This window comes from Methylobacterium sp. J-118, from assembly GCF_057836565.1.
The window spans coordinates 4573847-4590204 of the sequence record NZ_JBYQFA010000001.1 but is presented as its reverse complement, the minus strand read 5'-3'; the positions used below and the strand labels follow the sequence as shown (position 1 = coordinate 4590204).

14 protein-coding genes are annotated in these 16358 nt (G+C 67.1%); 10 read left to right on the top strand and 4 right to left on the bottom strand.

Going from position 1 to position 16358, the window contains the following annotated elements:
• Window positions 1-124: 124 nt before the first annotated feature.
• Window positions 125-1744 carry a methyl-accepting chemotaxis protein gene (locus AC3IF3_RS22425; RefSeq protein ID WP_489230370.1) on the top strand — a complete coding sequence of 540 codons (1620 nt, stop codon included), beginning with the start codon at window positions 125-127 and terminating at the stop codon, window positions 1742-1744.
• Window positions 1745-2200: 456 nt separating this feature from the next.
• Complete coding sequence (locus AC3IF3_RS22420; protein ID WP_243967646.1) at window positions 2201-2446, top strand: hypothetical protein; 246 nt, start codon at window positions 2201-2203, stop codon at window positions 2444-2446.
• A 71-nt stretch (window positions 2447-2517) separates the two neighbouring features.
• Here AC3IF3_RS22420 and AC3IF3_RS22415 read toward each other — a convergent pair whose 3' ends face one another.
• On the bottom strand, window positions 2518-4065 hold the full coding sequence (locus AC3IF3_RS22415) for a sensor domain-containing diguanylate cyclase (protein ID WP_489230369.1): 1548 nt from the start codon (window positions 4063-4065) through the stop codon (window positions 2518-2520).
• Between the two features lie 297 nt (window positions 4066-4362).
• On the opposite strand from AC3IF3_RS22415, the gene AC3IF3_RS22410 reads away from it, so the two are divergent.
• Both AC3IF3_RS22410 and AC3IF3_RS22405 read left to right on the top strand, forming a co-directional pair.
• On the top strand, window positions 4363-4590 hold the full coding sequence (locus tag AC3IF3_RS22410) for a hypothetical protein (RefSeq protein ID WP_489218265.1): 228 nt from the start codon (window positions 4363-4365) through the stop codon (window positions 4588-4590).
• Between the two features lie 468 nt (window positions 4591-5058).
• Window positions 5059-5934, top strand: a complete 876-nt coding sequence (locus AC3IF3_RS22405; protein ID WP_489230368.1) for an FkbM family methyltransferase — start codon at window positions 5059-5061, stop codon at window positions 5932-5934.
• 446 nt (window positions 5935-6380) lie between these two features.
• Here the strand turns inward: AC3IF3_RS22405 and AC3IF3_RS22400 are convergent, their stop codons facing one another.
• On the bottom strand, window positions 6381-6644 hold the full coding sequence (locus AC3IF3_RS22400) for a hypothetical protein (RefSeq protein WP_489230367.1): 264 nt from the start codon (window positions 6642-6644) through the stop codon (window positions 6381-6383).
• 272 nt (window positions 6645-6916) lie between these two features.
• Here AC3IF3_RS22400 and AC3IF3_RS22395 point away from each other — a divergent pair, with 272 nt between their 5' ends.
• The 5 genes from AC3IF3_RS22395 (at window position 6917) to AC3IF3_RS22375 (ending at window position 12250) form a co-directional block, all read left to right on the top strand.
• Window positions 6917-7207 carry a BTB/POZ domain-containing protein gene (locus AC3IF3_RS22395; RefSeq protein ID WP_243967656.1) on the top strand — a complete coding sequence of 97 codons (291 nt, stop codon included), beginning with the start codon at window positions 6917-6919 and terminating at the stop codon, window positions 7205-7207.
• Between the two features lie 246 nt (window positions 7208-7453).
• Window positions 7454-8173, top strand: coding sequence for an FkbM family methyltransferase (locus AC3IF3_RS22390; protein WP_489230366.1), 720 nt, complete (start codon window positions 7454-7456; stop codon window positions 8171-8173).
• A 44-nt stretch (window positions 8174-8217) separates the two neighbouring features.
• A complete protein-coding gene (locus tag AC3IF3_RS22385; RefSeq protein WP_489230365.1) occupies window positions 8218-9333 on the top strand; it encodes a class I SAM-dependent methyltransferase in 1116 nt (371 codons plus the stop codon).
• 569 nt (window positions 9334-9902) lie between these two features.
• Window positions 9903-10949 (top strand): radical SAM/SPASM domain-containing protein, encoded by a 1047-nt coding sequence (locus tag AC3IF3_RS22380; RefSeq protein ID WP_243967663.1) that lies wholly within the window; start codon window positions 9903-9905, stop codon window positions 10947-10949.
• Entirely contained in the window at window positions 10946-12250 is a 1305-nt protein-coding gene (locus AC3IF3_RS22375; RefSeq protein ID WP_489230364.1) for a glycosyltransferase, read from the top strand. The genes AC3IF3_RS22380 and AC3IF3_RS22375 overlap by 4 nt, the downstream gene beginning before the upstream one ends.
• Here the strand turns inward: AC3IF3_RS22375 and AC3IF3_RS22370 are convergent.
• Together AC3IF3_RS22370 and AC3IF3_RS22365 are read right to left on the bottom strand one after the other, a co-directional pair.
• Window positions 12187-13437: a glycosyltransferase family 2 protein gene (locus AC3IF3_RS22370; protein ID WP_489230363.1), complete on the bottom strand. Its 1251-nt coding sequence runs from the start codon at window positions 13435-13437 to the stop codon at window positions 12187-12189. The two genes, AC3IF3_RS22375 and AC3IF3_RS22370, sit on opposite strands and share 64 nt — an antisense overlap.
• A 550-nt stretch (window positions 13438-13987) precedes the next feature.
• Entirely contained in the window at window positions 13988-15415 is a 1428-nt protein-coding gene (locus tag AC3IF3_RS22365; protein ID WP_489230362.1) for a phosphohexomutase domain-containing protein, read from the bottom strand.
• 179 nt (window positions 15416-15594) lie between these two features.
• Between AC3IF3_RS22365 and AC3IF3_RS22360 the strand changes: the two genes are divergently transcribed.
• Entirely contained in the window at window positions 15595-16188 is a 594-nt protein-coding gene (locus AC3IF3_RS22360; RefSeq protein ID WP_489230361.1) for an acyltransferase, read from the top strand.
• Window positions 16189-16358 lie beyond the last annotated feature (170 nt).

The window sequence follows — 16358 nt, the reverse complement described above, 5'->3', positions numbered from 1 at the left end:
GTCGATCGGGGTCGCTCAGGGAGCGGGTTCCTCTGGGGGGCGGTCGCTGGTATCGGCATCACCGCGGTCACGAGTCGCTTTGCCGCGCAAGTCCGCGTGCGGGACCGGGCCGGGATAGCTGACCATGCCGAACACGTTTGGCCTGAACCGCACGCTGGGCAGCGCCATCGGCGTCATCGCGCTGGTGACGGTTCTGAGCAGTGGCGCGGTCCTGCTCACGGACAACCAGCTGCAGGAGGCGACCGATGCGCGCGACCGGTCCAGCCAGCTGATCCGGGCCCTCGACGGCTTCCGCGCGGCCATGCTCGACCAGGAGACAGGGCTGCGCGGCTACCTGCTCACCGGACGCGACGGCAGCCTCGAGCCGTATCGCGCCGGTCGCCCGGCTCTGGACGAGGCGATCAGCCGTCTCAGAGCCATGATCGGCGCGGATGCGGAGCGCACGCGCCTCCTGGCCGACGCCGCGGCGGCCGCGCGCAGTTGGCAGACCGATATCGGCGAGGCCGCCGTCCGGAGCGCGGCCGATCCGGCGACCCGCGCGGACGCGGTCCGGATTGAGGCGGACGGCAAAGGCAAGCAGTTGTTCGATACCTTCCGCGAGAAGCTCGCGGCCATCGAGAGCCTCGAGGAGACGGGCCGCACGGTCCAGGCCGGACGGGTCGCCCAGGCCCAGCGCGACGTGCGTGTCGCGCTGTGGGGCGGGACCCTGCTCACGCTCCTGATCTGCGCCGGCATCGGGGTCGCCATCAATCGCCTGATCGTCGGACCCCTCCTGCGGGTGATGGCCTTCGTCGCGCGCGTCGGCGGGGGCGACTTGTCGGGGCGGATCGAGGCGGGTGTCGGCGGAGAGGTCGGTCGTCTAGCGGGGACGCTGAACGCGATGGTTTCGGGGCTTTCGGAGCTTGCGCGGACCAACCGGGCGGCGACGGCCGACCTGAACGCGGCGGCGGCGGAGATCCGGGCGTCGGCGCAGGAGCAGGCGGCCTCGGTGGAGCAGCAATTTGCGGCCGTTCAGGAGACCGCCGCCACGGTCGACGAGATCACGCATTCGGGGGCGCAGATCAGCAAGCGGGCGACCGAGGTGATCGCCACCGCCCAGGCGACCGCGCAGACCTCGCGGCAGGGCCTGCGCGCGGTCTCGGACACCGCCCGGGCGATGGAGGCGATCCGCGAGCAGGCGGAGGCTGTGGCAGGCAACATCGTCGGCCTGTCGGAGAAGACCCAGACGATCGGGGACATCATCGAGACGGTCAACGACATCTCGGAGCGCACGCACCTGCTGGCGCTCAACGCGGCCATCGAGGCGGCCGCGGCCGGGGAGAGCGGGCGCAGCTTCGCGGTGGTGGCGTCCGAGATGAAGCTTTTGGCCGACCAGGCGAAGGCGGCCACCGGGCAGGTGCGCGGGCTTCTGGGGGAGATCCAGCGGGGGATCAACACCTCGGTGATGCTCACCGAGGAGGCGGTCAAGCGGGCCGCGTCGGGCAAGACCCGCTCGGACACGACGCAGCGGACCATCGAGGAGATCACCGCCCGGGTGGAGGAGAACGTGCAGACCTTCCAGCAGATCGTGGCCTCGACCAACCAGCAGCAGCTCGGCATCGAGCAGGTCATGGGCGCGCTCCAGAACATCCGGCAGGCCAGCCAGCAGACCGCGACCGGCACCCGCCAGGTCGAGACCGCCTCGGCCAACCTCACCGAACTCGCCCAGGCGCTCATGGCGCTCGCCGAACGATACCGCCACTGAGGTTGGCCGCGCCTTGCCCGACCCGTACGGCCCACCCGGCCCGGCAATCCGCGCTCGCCCCGCCCGAGGCCGAGCGGAACTTGCGCTCTGTGTGCGAAATGTCGCATTCATCCGGTCATCCGGACGATAGTGTTGGGACTGGCCTAAGCTGCTGGAAACACTCTGTTACGTCAGCGCTGCCGTCGAGTTCGCGCCAATGATCGACAGGGCATGGCACAGTTCAATTTCAGGATCGTTCCGCCGGGTCCGGAACTGGTACGCACATTTGCCCGTGTCGGCCGCATTCTCGTTCCGGACCTGTTTTCTGCTTGTCTGGACCATGATTGTCACCGCGGTGACGTATGGCCTGGTTGACCTGATGCCGTCCTGATGGTGCGCTGCAGTATTGGACCTGCTTGCTAAGCTTCAGCGGAGTAGTCTACCTAAGCAGACCGAATCGGCAGTCCGGCGGCCCGCATGCTCTTCATCGTGATCGCGTCTTTGGGCCTCGTCGCCGCCCGTGAGTTCTCGTGGTTCGGCGTGTTCGCCATCAGCACGGTCCTGGCCGTCGCTCTGGGTGTCGAAGGCGCCATCCATGATCGGACTATCCTAAAGGTGCTGCATCGTGACTGGGAGGTCATCGTCACCTTCCAGTCCGCCTATGTCGCGCACATCGTGTGGGACGCCTACGGTCCGCGTCTGATGGCCCGCCTCGGCCGGTAAAGGGCCCGGGACCGAGATCCATCTGCGCGAACCGCGCCGTGTGCGGGCGGTCGCCATCCGGCGCGGTGCGGTCAGGAGGTCTTCACCAGCTGCAGAGGGCCCCGCTGGGACGGCGCCGCCGCGGCCTGCGCGGCGGCCATGCGGGTCTGGTTGCGACCGCCGTGCTTCGCCTCGTAGAGGGCGCCGTCTGCCAAGCGGTACAGGTCCGGCGGCGCCGCGCCGCGTCCGCCGTCCGGCCCCGTACAGGCGAGGCCGATGCTCACCGTGACGGCGCCCGCTCCGATCCCCGCCGACCCGACCGCCAGCGCGGCGACCTCGGCATGGACCCTGTCGGCGATGCGCCCGGCGCCGGCCGCGTCGGTATCCGGCAGGAGGATGGCGAATTCCTCGCCGCCGATGCGGCTGACGAGATCCTGGGGACGGTGCACGCTCGCGGCGAGGCTGCGGGCCAGACCCTTCAGGATCTCGTCGCCCACCGGATGCCCGTACCGGTCGTTGTAGCGCTTGAAATGGTCCGCATCGACGATGAGCAGCGACAGCGGCTGGCCGCCGTGTCGCGCCGCCTCCGCGGCCCGGGTGAACCGGTCCTCGAAACAGCGGCGGTTCGGCAGGCCGGTCAGGGGGTCGGTGCGCGACAGCGCGGCCAGGGCGTCCTGCGCCGCCTCGCGGCGGCGCAGCTCTCGCCCGAACAGGAACGAGAGCGCGATCGTGAGGCCGCACAGCACCAGGACGATGCCGCCGATGACGACCGCCTTCGTCAACCAATCGGCCTCCACGTCCTGGGTGGCCAGGGCGACGTTCAGGATCAGCGGGAGGGCGCCGATCCGCGTGAAGGTGTAGGCGCGCTCGATCCCGTCGCGCACGGAGGTGCTGACGAAACGGCCCTGCCGCTCGCGCATGAACCGCTTGAAGGTCGCAGCCTTCGCGATGTTCGCCCCGAGGTCCGCGGCCTCGTAGGGATAGCGCATCAGGCGGGTGCCGTCGGTCAGGTACAGGTTGATCGCGCCGCGCGGACCGAGGTCGATCTCGCTGAACAGATGCGTGAAGTAGGACAGCTTCACGCTGCCCAGGACCACGCCTCCGAAGCGCCCGTCGGGCTTGTTGATGCGCCGGCTGAACGGGAGCATCGGCTCGCCGGTCAGGCGCGAGACGATCGGGCGGCCGACATAGAGGCCCAGCCCATCATGGTCCTCGTGGACCTTGAAATACGCGCGGTCCGCGTAGTTGCCCTGCCGCGGCGGCACGGCGCCGATGTCGTCGAGGATCTGGCCGTGCTCGTCGATGACCAGCATCACGCCCATGTCCCGGGCGGTCGCGGCGCGGTCGAACAGGATGAGCTGGCGCAGCCGCGGGCCGGCCTCCGCGAGACCGGGCGCAGCCAGGTTCTCCACGGCGGCCCGGAGCGAGAGATCGTAGATCTCGATGTTGCGGGCGATGTCGCGTTCCAGGACCTGCACGAGGTTCCTGGACGTCTGCTCGGCCCTGTCCCAGGCATCCTGACGCAGGTCGGCCAGCATCACCCCGGAGAGCGCGACCATGCCGATCGGCGCCAGAATGCCGAATGCGAGCCACGTTCGGGCTGAGCGGAGCCAGCCATGGAGGCGTCCCAACGAGATCATCGGCACGTCCACGTGAATTCGTCGTCGGACACCAGTATATGTCCAAATGTGACTTAAACGTTACTTTTATACCGCTACGGTTGATGAGCATTCTCGGGCAAAGCTCTGCCGTGCCGCGGGGGCCCCGCGAAGCGTCGGATTCCCGCGGGCCGCGATCAGTGACCCTGGAAAGGTTCGGCAATCCCGCGATCCGGCGGTGCAAGTATCCACAGTCAATGCGCGGGCGCGCAAGTCTGTACCGATACCGGGAAAGGCCCCGCGGACTTATGCTGCTCCGCATCGAAGTGGGAGAGTGGCATGTGGGATGAGGATGCTTTCGCCCAGGAGATCGCAGCCCTTCTGATCGCCGACATCAAGACGTCCGGCGCACGCAGCCGGGCCGAACTCGAGGAGGCCTGCCGGATCTCGCTCAGGAGCCTCCTGGGCGACGCCGAGGTACCGCATCAGATCGCCGTCCTGATGCCCATCGGCCTGGATCGCTGGCCGCGGGTGGTCGTGAAGGGGCGGCGCATCCCGGACCTCTGAGCGCTTGCCCTCCCGGCAGGATTGTTGAGAGCGTCGGTGGCCCCGCGACGGGCGATGCAGCCGAGGCGTCCGGCGCACTCGCGTAAGAGCCCGCTCCGATGGCTGAGTCAGCCGGATGCGCGTTCGATGATCGCCCGCCGTGGTTCCGGCCGGCGTCCGCAACGCTGTCGCCGGGTCGGAACCCGTATCAGATCCGCGAACGGACTCGTGTCGATCCAGCGCCGCGGACAGCCCGCAGGCAACGCCCGCCGAGGGCCGCCGACCCGCAGGTGCCAGGCACGCGCCCGGCCGCGGCAGGTGCGCCCGGACGGCCGGGTGGAATTCGGGCTCGCACGCGCGACAGATCGGGACGGCTGTTTGAGACGCTCAAATAGGCTCCTGAATAATTGAACTGTTGCTTGCAATGTTGAGTGAAATACGCAATATGCTGCCTCTTATGTCCGATGCTGTAACTGAGGCAAGATGCGAATGCTGGAGGTGATTTATAGAAATGCTCCCTTCGGAAAGAAAAATTTATATCTACTGATAAACTATTTTCTTAAAAGAACAGGAATATCATTTATAACACAAACAAGATATGGTTTCAAAATATATACTAACACAACTGACTTCATTCAGCGGGCGATATTTAACTTTGGCGTTTGGGAGCCGGATGTCTCGGCAGCCATTTCAAAAATGCTGAAACCGGGCGATTTGTTTGTCGATGTTGGTGCAAATATTGGATACTATACATTGCTTGCAAGCAAGATAGTTGGACGAACTGGAGAAGTTATTTCGATCGAAGCGCACCCTAATATATTTCGGCTGCTAAATAAAAATGTCGAACTCAACTCTGTCGACAATGTTACGACAATAAATATCGCGGTCAGTGATCTAGAGAAAGAGATCGAATTTTTTACAGGCCCTCAGAAAAGCCTCGGTGAAAGTACAACAGTCAGCAAAAGGGGATTTACGTCGATCGGCAAGGTGGCGGCCAAGCCAATCACACATATTATTTCTCACGATAAACTAAGCAAAATATCATTGATCAAAATTGATATCGAGGGAGCGGAAGCCGAAGTTTTGCGGGATATAATGTCAAATATAGAATTATTTCCCAAAGATCTCAAAATTATCTGCGAGATAGCGTCAGAATCAGAAGACCGGAACTACATTTTCGACACGTTGAAATCGCACGGGTTTCTGGCATACGCTGTGCACAACGACTATAGCGAGACATACTATTTCAACTGGGCCGCTGGTAAGGTTCCAGTCAGGATTTCCGAAATCCCCTTGGAACAGTGTGATATCATATTCAGCCGAAACGATATCTCAGGATTGATCGGAAGTAATCGCAAAAATTGAGTTCACGATGAAAGCCCCGTGCGATGCGTATGGCGACGATCATCGCGTCCGCCGGGGCCGACAAAGCGGGCGCAGAGGAGACGGTTACTTTTTGCCGGCCAGGGCAGAGTTTCATCAGCACGAAGATGGCCCCTGACGGGACGCTGCAGATCCGCGTCGGACGGGACGTCGTCCGGGCACGGGAAAGCGTGTTCCGCCCTCCCGTTGAGACGCCGACCGCGCGCAAGGTCGATGCGGGGTTGATGTGTGCGTGCGGCATCTCCGTGACTGAAGCACGCCGATCCAAGCCTCTTCAAAGCCAATCTGCCTGCCGATGGGGCGAAGCCGTGCCGCCCATCCGCCCTCCGATCCGCCCCGTCAGGCGGATGCCGTGGTTGCACCCGAGACAGAGCGGGACGGCCGGCTGAGGCGCCCGCCCCGGAGCCGGCTTCCCGAGGGCGCGGCCCTTACCGTCCGATCACCCCCGTACGGCCGATGGGGCCGATCGCGTTCGGGCCGGTATTCGGGGCCGGCTCCGCGGCCAGGTTCCGCTGGCTGTCCATGCGGAGCATGTCGGTCTGGGTGGTCTGGTCCTGCTGCAGGGCGCGCAACTGGCTGGTGCGCTCCATCGATTGGTTCGCGCCATTGGGATTGTTCTGCTGCACCTGAGCCAGGACGGGCGTGGCGACGGCCGGTGACAGGCAAAGGGCGGCGGCGATGAGGATGCGCATGGCGATGCTTCCACGGTGGAGGGTGTCATGGGTCCGACGGATCGAGGGCCCGCCGCGTTCCACGCGATCGCCTACGCGACGCGCTCCGGCAAGTTCGGCCATGCGACGACGTAACCCTGCCGCCGGCGCGACGCGGCCGTGCTCCGGAGACAGTCCCGTCGGGCGCATGGCGCACCGGCATGGTTAGCCGATCCCGCCCTCCCGGCCCGCCCCTTTACGTCTTGTTAACGGCTCCGGGCGAGTCTCTCGGCGACGAGCGGGAGAGTCGCCTGATGCGTGTCTTGACGGAGGAGGACGAGCAAGCGGTCGAGCGCCTGACGCTGCAGCTTCTTCACGACGCATATTGCGACCTCGCGGCCGTGCTCCGCGGTGCGCAGCCGCAGGCGGCCGCGGCGATCCTCGGTGCCATGGAGCAGCGGGTGACCGACGTCCTCGGCCGGATCTGCCGGCAGGGTTTGGAAGGGCCGGCCTCGGTGGCGATCGCGATCGCCGTCGGCGAGCGGATCGGCGCCATCATGGATCAGGCTCACGGTCGGGACGGGCGGCCGGCGCTCGCGGCATGAGGATCGGCGCGTCGGAAGGCCCTGAACGTCGGATCTCTTTGCGGGGCTGAGCCGAACGCGATCGCCGGGTTCGGAACGAGGTTCGAGAGACCTGCCCGGTTCGGCCGCGCGCGGCGGCGCCTCCGGCGGCCGGGTGGCCGGGAGATGATGTGCGGAGGGTCCGGGCCGCGCGCCCGTCCATCCGACGCTCGCATGCGACGCGGGGCGAAGCCGGTGCGTGACTTCACAGGAAAGCCGTGTGCGCCCATGCAACGTTCCAATGCTGATCGGTTGGTCGTCGACCTGGGCATGAACAACGGCGACGACACCGCCTACTATCTCAGGCAGGGCTTCAGAGTGGTGGCTGTCGAGGCCAATCCCGCCTTGGTAAAGGCCGCGGAGCGGCGCTTCGCGGCCGAGATTTCGGCGCGCAGGCTTGCCGTTCTGAATCGCGCGGTCTGGGACGAGCCGGGGTCGGTGACGTTCTACGTGAATGCCGACAACGATCACTGGAGCAGCATCGACGCGGGCTGGGCAGGCCGCGAGGACAGTCGCGTCGAAGCCATGCCGATCGAGACGATCAACCTCCGGGATCTATGTGCGGCGTTCGGAGTGCCGTACTATCTCAAGATCGATATCGAGGGCGCCGATCTGACGGCCCTTTGCCAGCTCGACCAACTGGCTGAACGTCCGGCTTTCGTGAGCGTCGAAGATTGCCGCTTCGGATTTGACTACATTTCCACATTGGGCGCCGCCGGGTACACGGCCTTCAAGCTGTCCGATCAGTCGATCGTCCCGAGCCTCCGCGATGAGACCACCGGGGCGAACTTTCCGCCGGGCGCGTCCGGCCCCTATGCCGATGCCCTTCCCGGCCCGTGGCGACCGAAGGACGACTTCATCGAGCACTATGCGCGGACCGTGCGGGATCGAGCCGGCCGACGTCTCGCGCCTCGGACGCAGTGGTGGGATATCCATGCGGCCCTGTGAGGCCGCCGCGTCGCGCGGATCGACTTTGCATTGAGTGCCAGGGCATGACGATTTCCGAGGTCGCGCTGAAGCGCACGTTGCGGGGCGGGCGTTATGCCCTCATCGGCGCCGGGCAACTCTGTGAGATGGCGCTCGATCTGTGGCCCGATCACGTGGCGCGCCCCGAATTCATACTGGATTCGCACAAGACCGGGACGCTGCGCGGTATCGCCATACGCGATCTGGCCGGACATCATCCCGTCGCGGGCGTGGCCTATCTCGTCAGTGCCTTCAAGATGTCCGCCCGGGATATCCGCGCCTGCCTCGAGCAGGTCGGCCAAGCCGAGATTCTGACGGCCTACGACCTGCTCGAAGAGTACACGCCCGAGACATTCACCAACGGCTGGCGCAACCTGTCCCCGCCGCCGGACATCCTGGCCGACGTCGCCCGGCTTCCGGACGCTTACGCCGATGCGGTCTCCCGCGGCATCTGCGAGGCGGCGAGCGCCTGGCGCTACGAGCGTCGTCTGGTGAGCGATTACCCGATCTGTCGGGAGGACGGGAAATACGATCTGCGCCTGCGCGGGCGGGCCGGCACGCATTACCGGTGTGTCTACGATTGCGGCTCCTACGATCTCAGCCTACCCGCCAGCCTTGCCCGCTCCGGCGTCACCTTCTCGCGTTTCGTCGCCCTGGAGCCCGATCCGAGGCGCTTCCAGGTCTGCGCCGCGCGGATGCCGGAGGTCGACACTGGGGCGGATGGCGTCTTCGATCTGCGCCGGGAGGCCGTCAGCGATCGTGAGGGGACCGAACCGTTCCTGGCCAATGGCCTCTTCTCCGCGCGCCTGGTGGACGCCCGTGTCGCCCACCCGGCCGTCATGCCGGTTCAGACCTGCACGTTGGACACCCTCGACGAGACCCTGTTCGGTCGGGATGCGGCCGGCGGCGGTCGGGTCCTGATCAAGCTGCACGTCGAGAGCGCAGAGTTCCCGGCCCTGCGCGGTGCCGAGCGCCTGTTGCGCGACGTGCCCTGCGACCTGCTCGTGAACCTGTCGCATGACGAAGTTTCGTACCTGAAGATCCCGCCTTACCTCGCATCGTTCGGCTGCTTCGATGTGACGTTGCACGCGCATGCCCTATTCGGCGAGGGCCTCACGCTCTTCGCACGTCACCGGCTCTGATACGCCGCAGACCGCGTGTCGCTGGTCCCGGCCGATGGCCGGGATCGGTGAGGTCCGGCGGACGGCCCCCGCCGCGCCGTCGCGGGGGCGGACCTCGATGAGCCGGGCGCATCAGGGTCCGGTATAAGCACCGCTCCGGACCGGGATGCGTCCGGAGCACCGGTGCCACGGGGTGCCGATGTCCGGAGCCGCTCCCCATCGACACGGCCGAGCGCTTCGCCGGCGCTGCGGCGATGCCGATCACAGGGACACGCCTTCCGTCCATCGTATCCGCCGCGCGGCGCGCGACTGCCGCCGGAGGGCCGAAGCGTTCATCAAGGACGCGCGACGGGCCTCCGGTCGGCGAGGCCAGGTTTTGGCCGTCCACGCATCGCGATCGCGCCGCCTCATAAAATTCGTCTGTTCCGGCGGAGCGGTAACGATTCGGTAACCGAATTTATACGAAATCAATGGGTTTAGCCGTGGTGCCTATTGGATTTCGGCTGTGCGTAGTGGTGGCTGGGTGATCTAGCCGCAATCATCGGGATCTGCGACGTCGAGGCCCGGTCGGGAAACAAGGTAGAGCGCTCATGAAAGCCCAGATCAAGCCGCGCATCAATCTTGAGGGACGCACGCCGCTCGAGACGGTTATTCCATTGGCGACCCCGTTCGTGGTCTTCGTTGATCCGGCGAGCGCCTGTAACTTTCAGTGCACGTTCTGCCCGACCGGTCACCGTGACATGATCCGCGACACGGGGCGCTATCAGGGCGCGATGCGCTACGAGGTCTTCACCAAGATTATCGACGATCTCAGCGAGTTCGAGAAGCCGATCCGGGTGCTGCGCCTATACAAGGACGGCGAGCCCTTCCTGAACAAACGGCTCGCCGACATGATCGCCTACGCGAAGGCGAGCGGGCGGGTCGAGTACATCGACACGACCACGAACGGGACGTTTCTGACGCCGGACCGCGTCGGCCCGGTGCTCGAAGCGGGGCTCGACAAGATCAACATCTCCGTCGATGGGATGACGAACGCCCAGTATCGCACCTTCACGGGCTTCGACTTCGATTTCGATCGCTTCGTCGAGAACATGAAGTGGCTCTATGCCAACAAGGGTCAGTGCGAGGTCGTCGTCAAGATCCCCGGTGAGTTGATCACGCAGGCGCAGCGCCAGGAATTCTACGACACCTTCGGCGACCATTGCGACCGCATTTTCATCGAGAACTTTGCCCCGTGCTGGCCGGAATTCGACATCGAGGCCCATACGGGTATCAAGATCACCGGCGGCATCTACCAGCAGCCGATCTCCCAGACCGACACCTGTCCCTACATCTTTTACAGCATCTCGGTGAACGCCGACGGCTTGGTCAGCTCCTGCTTTCTCGACTGGGGCCGTAAGCTCGTCGTCGGCGACGTGCGGCGGGACTCGCTGCGGGCGATCTGGTCATCGGATGCCCTGAATGACCTGCGGTTGCAGCATCTCGAAGGCCGGCGCTGCGAGAACGCCGTCTGCAACGCGTGCGGGCAATTGAGCCATTGCCTGCCCGACAACATCGACGCGCATCGGCCCCAGATCCTCGAGCGGTTCCGGGCTGCTCTGGCCGTGTCGGGCCCGCCGCCTGTGATCGCCGCGTGAGGATCCTCCACATCGCGCCCCATCTCGGCGGCGGCGTCGGCAAGGCGCACGCGACCGTGATGGAGGCGGAGCGGCGGGACGGGTCTTCGATCCGGCGCAGCTACGTCCTCTTGGAGGCGCCGCGCGACACGACCTATGCCGAGCGCGTCCGGGCGAGTGGTTGCGAGCTCCACGTGTCGCCGGCTCCAGCCGAGATCGCCGCCCTCGCCGCCGAGGCGGATATCGTCCAGATCGAGTGGTGGAACCATCCGCGCCTCTACGGTCTGCTCGCCTCCGAGGTTCTGCCGGCGCTGCGGCTCGTGCTCTGGACACACATCTCCGGGCTCGCCGCACCGCTCATCCCCCGACGTCTGGTCGAGACCGCGGACCACGTGCTGTTCACGTCGCCCTGCTCCCTCGACGCGCCGAACCTCAAGGGCGAGATCCGGGCGAGGCCCGGTGCCTTCGGCGTCGCCAACAGCGGCTTCGGCTTCGACGGCATCGTGCGGGCGGACCGGACGCCCGGAACGCCGCTGCGCTGCGGGTATATCGGGACCCTCGACTTCGTGAAGCTGCATCCGCGGCTCTTCGATTTCCTCGACGCGGTCGAGAGCCCGATCAATGTCGGCCTATGGGGGGAGCACGATCCGCAGGGTCCCGTCGCCGCCCGGGCGGCCGCGATGCGCCGACCGGGGCGCGTGCGTTTCGAAGGCTATGCCGACAGGCCGGCCAATGTGCTGGCTGACCTCGACCTCTTCGTCTACCTCCTCGCGCCGGGGCATTACGGCACCGGCGAGAACGCCCTCGTCGAGGCCATGTCGGCGGGGGCCGTCCCGATCGTCTGGGGCAATCCGGCCGAGGCGGCGATCGTCTCGGACGGTGAGACCGGCCGCGTCGTCCGGTCGGGCGAGGACTTCGTCGCGACCATCGCCGAACTGTCGGCCGCGCCCGCCCGCCTCGCGCGGTTGAGCGCTGCGGCCCGGATCGAGGCGGCCCGGCGCCATAGCCCGGCGGCCACCGCGCTCGCTTTGGCGGATGCCTACCGGGCCGCTCTGTCGGGCACGAAACGCAGCCGCCCGTTTCACGAGATTCTCGGCCTCGACGCGCGGGCCTGGTTCGAGTCCTCGGTTGCCGAACTGATGAGCGAGGGGGCCGTGCGGCTCGTGGCCTCGCTGGCTGCCGCCAAGGGCAGCCTCGCGCATTTTCGCGCCTGTTTTCCGGCCGATCCCAGCCTCGCCGGCTGGATGCCCGCCGGTTCTCAGGCCGGCGGGTACAGCCCCGTCAAGAGTTCGGGCTCGCTGATCACGAGGTTCGGCGCGTAGCCCCGATCCAGGCAGGTCTGCCGGTCCGAATCCCGGGCCAGGAAGACGATGGTGTGCTCGGGCAGGGCATCCTCCGGCGGGCTGGCGCCGGCGTTCAGCGCGATGCGCTCTTCGAGGCCGGCTTGGCGCAGGAGCGGCATGAGGTGAGCGGCCTCGGCGACCCCGACGAGTTCCAGGCGCTCGACCCCGCCGACCGCGTTGGCAAAGCGTGCCAGCTTCTGCATGACGAGCATCAGGGGCAGGCGCTCCATCCCGGGTATGTCGCGCACCAGGGCAGGGTCGCGATAGGCCAGGCGGCAGGCGATGTCATGCGCGTTCATGTAGTCGCCGCGCTCCAGCCAGAGCCGCAAGGCGACCTTCATCCGTTCGGCGATGAACTGGTCGATCATCTCCTGAACGGCTTTCCGGTTCTCATCCGCGAGCGACACGCCGTTGCGCTGGAGTATCGTGTAGACAAAATATTCGAGGCCGCCGCGATAGGTGTCCCATCCGGTCATCACCTCCTCGATACCGGCCTGATCCCGGTTCGCCCGGACCGACGTGTTGACCACCGAGCGATAGTAGGGCGCCTTCAGGAAGGCGATCTGTCCCTGTCCGATCGTGCCGGCAAGGAATACGAACGCCCAGAAACAGAAACGCGGCCATGCCATGATGCGGCGTACGGCGTCGGCACGGTAGATGACGATCTCCGGAAAGATGTGGCGTTCGATGATCAGGTTGAGGAGTTCGCCCTCCTGGCCAGGTCCGTAGAGCACGTCCCTGTCGATGGTGAAGAAGTCGCCGACGGCCCGCTTAGCGACATCGTCGTAGAGCTGCCACGGGGCATACGCGGCCCGAACGTCCGGATGGGCTGTCAGGAAGGCCATCGCCTCCTCGACGGCGGCCGGGTCCAGGAGATCGTCGTCGGCGAGGTACAGGACGTAGCGCCCGCTGGCGCGATGAAAGGCCGTGAGCAGGTTCGGGCCGCCGCCCTTGTTCTCGGTTTGACGATAGTAGCGGATCGGTAGACCGAGACCGGCGTGCTTGCGCACGACCGCCTCGGTATCGTCGGTCGAGGCGTTGTCGGTGATGAGGATCTCGTAGGGAAAGCTGAACGTCCAGGTCTCGGCGGCTTGGCCGAGCAGATACGCGAGGAAGTCTGCCCGGTTGTAGGTTGGCAGACAGATGCTGAGGAGAAGATCGGACATGGGCAACTCGTATTAGCCGGTCCCGACCGTCGCTCACGGGGCCCGCGGGCGAGGGATCGGGTTCTCAACCCCTCGATCTGGTCTCCCCGGCGCACCAAACGGGCGACTTACGCGCCGGAGACCTCGGATATCGTCGCGGAAGAGGCTCCTTGCGATTCGAGGGACGGCACGCCACGCATCAGGGAGATGATCGTGGACTGCGCACGATCTGTCGATGCGAAATCATGCGCCTGCGCTGGACGAGACGATCCGTGTATCGCGGCGCCGCAACGGCCTCGGAGGATGCGTCGAGAACGGTATCGGTGCCGCTCCGATTCTGACCGCACCGTTGCGCAACCCGCGTTCGGGTGCAGGGTCGGGACCTGCCCGACCGGCCCTCATGCGACAGAGGCGGGAGGGGCCATGACGGGCGCGATGACATCGGCCGCGCGATCGGATCCCTGCCGGTGCAGCCCGCGGAACGGCCCGACCCGGGCTGCGCGCGCTCAAGCCGGCCGCGGGGCGGGGACCGCCTATGCGGCCATGCCCCGGACCGGACCGGCTGCGGCCGTCACGTCCGCCCGGCCCGATCCGCCATCGCGGCGGCGGCGGCCCCGAGCCCCCACCGGACGAGATCCTGGGCGTCCCGCGCCGTCCTGGCCTCCGCGTAGCAGCGCAATTCGGGCGCGTTGCCCGACGCGCGGAAATGGATGGTCCGGCCCTGGTCCAGCCCGATCCTGATCCCGTCCTGCTGGTCGATGTCCTGCGGCACGCCAACCGGTCGCAGGAAGTCGGCCCGGAACGCGGCCTCGCGGAGCCGTTCGAGGAAGGCGCCGCTCCGCTCCGAGGGCGTGTCGGGCAGCCGGTCGCTCGCCATCTCGCCCGCATCGAGCGACGTCACGAGATCCGCCAGCGACGTCCCAGCCGCGCGCGCGGCGGCGAGCGTGGCCAGGATCGGCAGCATCGCGTCCCGCGTCGGCAGGGCGGGGAGGATCCGGCCGTCGCGGGCGACATCCGCGCCGAGCAGGAAGCCGCCATTCGCCTCGAAGCCGACAATGGTCCCCGCCCCGGCGGCCCTCGCCTGCTCCATGCCGGCGATGACGTAGGGCGACCCCACCCTGGTGCGCACGACCTGCCGGAAGCCGCCCGACCGCTCGAGGGCCGAGCCGGCGGTGACCGGCACCACGACCGCATCGGCATCGAGGAACCGCGCCGTGATCAGCCCGAGCACGTCGCCCCGCAGGATCCGCCCCGCGCCGTCCGCGATCAGGGGCCGGTCGGCGTCGCCGTCCGTGGTCACGAGGGCGTCGTAGGCGCCGGCCGCCATGACCTCGGCGATGAAGGCGATGTCCTCCGGGCGATGCGCCTCGGTGTCGATCGGCACGAAGGTGTCGGACCGGCCGATCGGCGTCACCCGCGCCCCGAACCCGGCGAGCAGGTCGGCCAGCAGGTCGCGGGCGACCGAACTCTGCTGGTAGACCGCGATGCGCAGGCCCTCCAGGATATCGGGCGCGAAGGCTTCGCCGTAGCGCTGGCGGTAGCGCGCGACGGCGCCGGGTTCGGGCGCGGCCGGGGGCGAGTCCGGCACCGCGCCGACGGCCGCGACGTCGCCGAGGGCCGCCAGGATGGCCGCCTCGTCGGTCTTGGTGATCTCGCCGTCGGGCCGGTAGAATTTGAGGCCGTTGCGGTCCTCCGGGATGTGGCTGCCCGTGACCATGACCGCGCAGGCGCCGCGCCGCATCGCCTCGAGGGCAAGCGCCGGCGTCGGCAGCGCGCCGCAATCGATCGCCGTGAAGCCGGCCGCCGCCGCCGCGGCCGCCACCGTCGCGGCGATGCCCGGACTGCTGTCGCGCAGGTCGCGCCCGATCACGACTTCGCGACGGCCGCCCTCGGCCGGGACCGATCGGAAGAACGCGCGGGCGTAGGCGTAGCTCGGCCCGCCGACGAGATCCGTCACGAGGCCGCGCAGGCCACTGGTTCCGAATTTCAGACTGCTCACGGCGATTCCAACGGCCCGGACTGCGATGGTCTTCCGCGACTGATGCCGCGAATCACCCCCGATCACAATGCCCGATCCGTGGCGGCGCGGCCTCGCCCGGGCAGACATATCATTGCCCCATGGACCGGCAGGGCCCTAGACCAATCTCCGCGCACGCCCCGCGCCGGGAACAGGTTGGCATGACGGTCGAGATCAAAGGCAACCTCAGCGCCAACACCCTCGTGCTGTCCGAGAAATTCCGGCGCTACTCCACGGGCAGCATCCTGTTCACCGGCGAGGGGGGCCGCGTCGAGATCGACGGGCCGGTGACCAGCGGCGACATCGCCCTCGCGGTCGGCTCGCACGCCACGGTCACGATCGGTCCGGACTGCGTCATCGGCCGGCTCAGCCTGAACGCGTTCGGCGAGGGCGCACGGATCGACATCGGACGCGAGGTCGGCTTCGCCGGCATCGTGAACCTCAGCACGCACGAGGGCGGCCGGATCAGCATCGGCGCGCGCTGCCTCATCGCCGGCGACACGGTCTTCAGCGCCTCGGACTTCCACGGGATCTTCGACGTCGCCACCGGCGAGCGCATCAACCTGGCCCGGGATATCCGGGTCGACGAGCATGTCTGGGTCGGGGCCCGGGCGATGGTGCTGAAGGGCGCGAACATCGGCCGCGACTCGGTCGTCGGCGCCGGCTCGATCGTCACCGGCAGCTTCGGGCCCAACAGCCTGATCGTCGGCAACCCGGCCCGGGTCGTGCGCGCGGGCGTCTGCTGGCGGCACTGACGCCCGGCGCCGGGCCGTCGGACGCACGCACCGCCGCCGGGCCGGTTGCCACGTCGGCGGAGCGCGCTTTAAGGACGTTCGAGACTGCTACGGGTGTTGTCCGGCCTCCGCACAATCGCACCGAGAGATTTCGTGAGGAACGGCCGCGGTTCGACGCCGTCGGTCCGGCC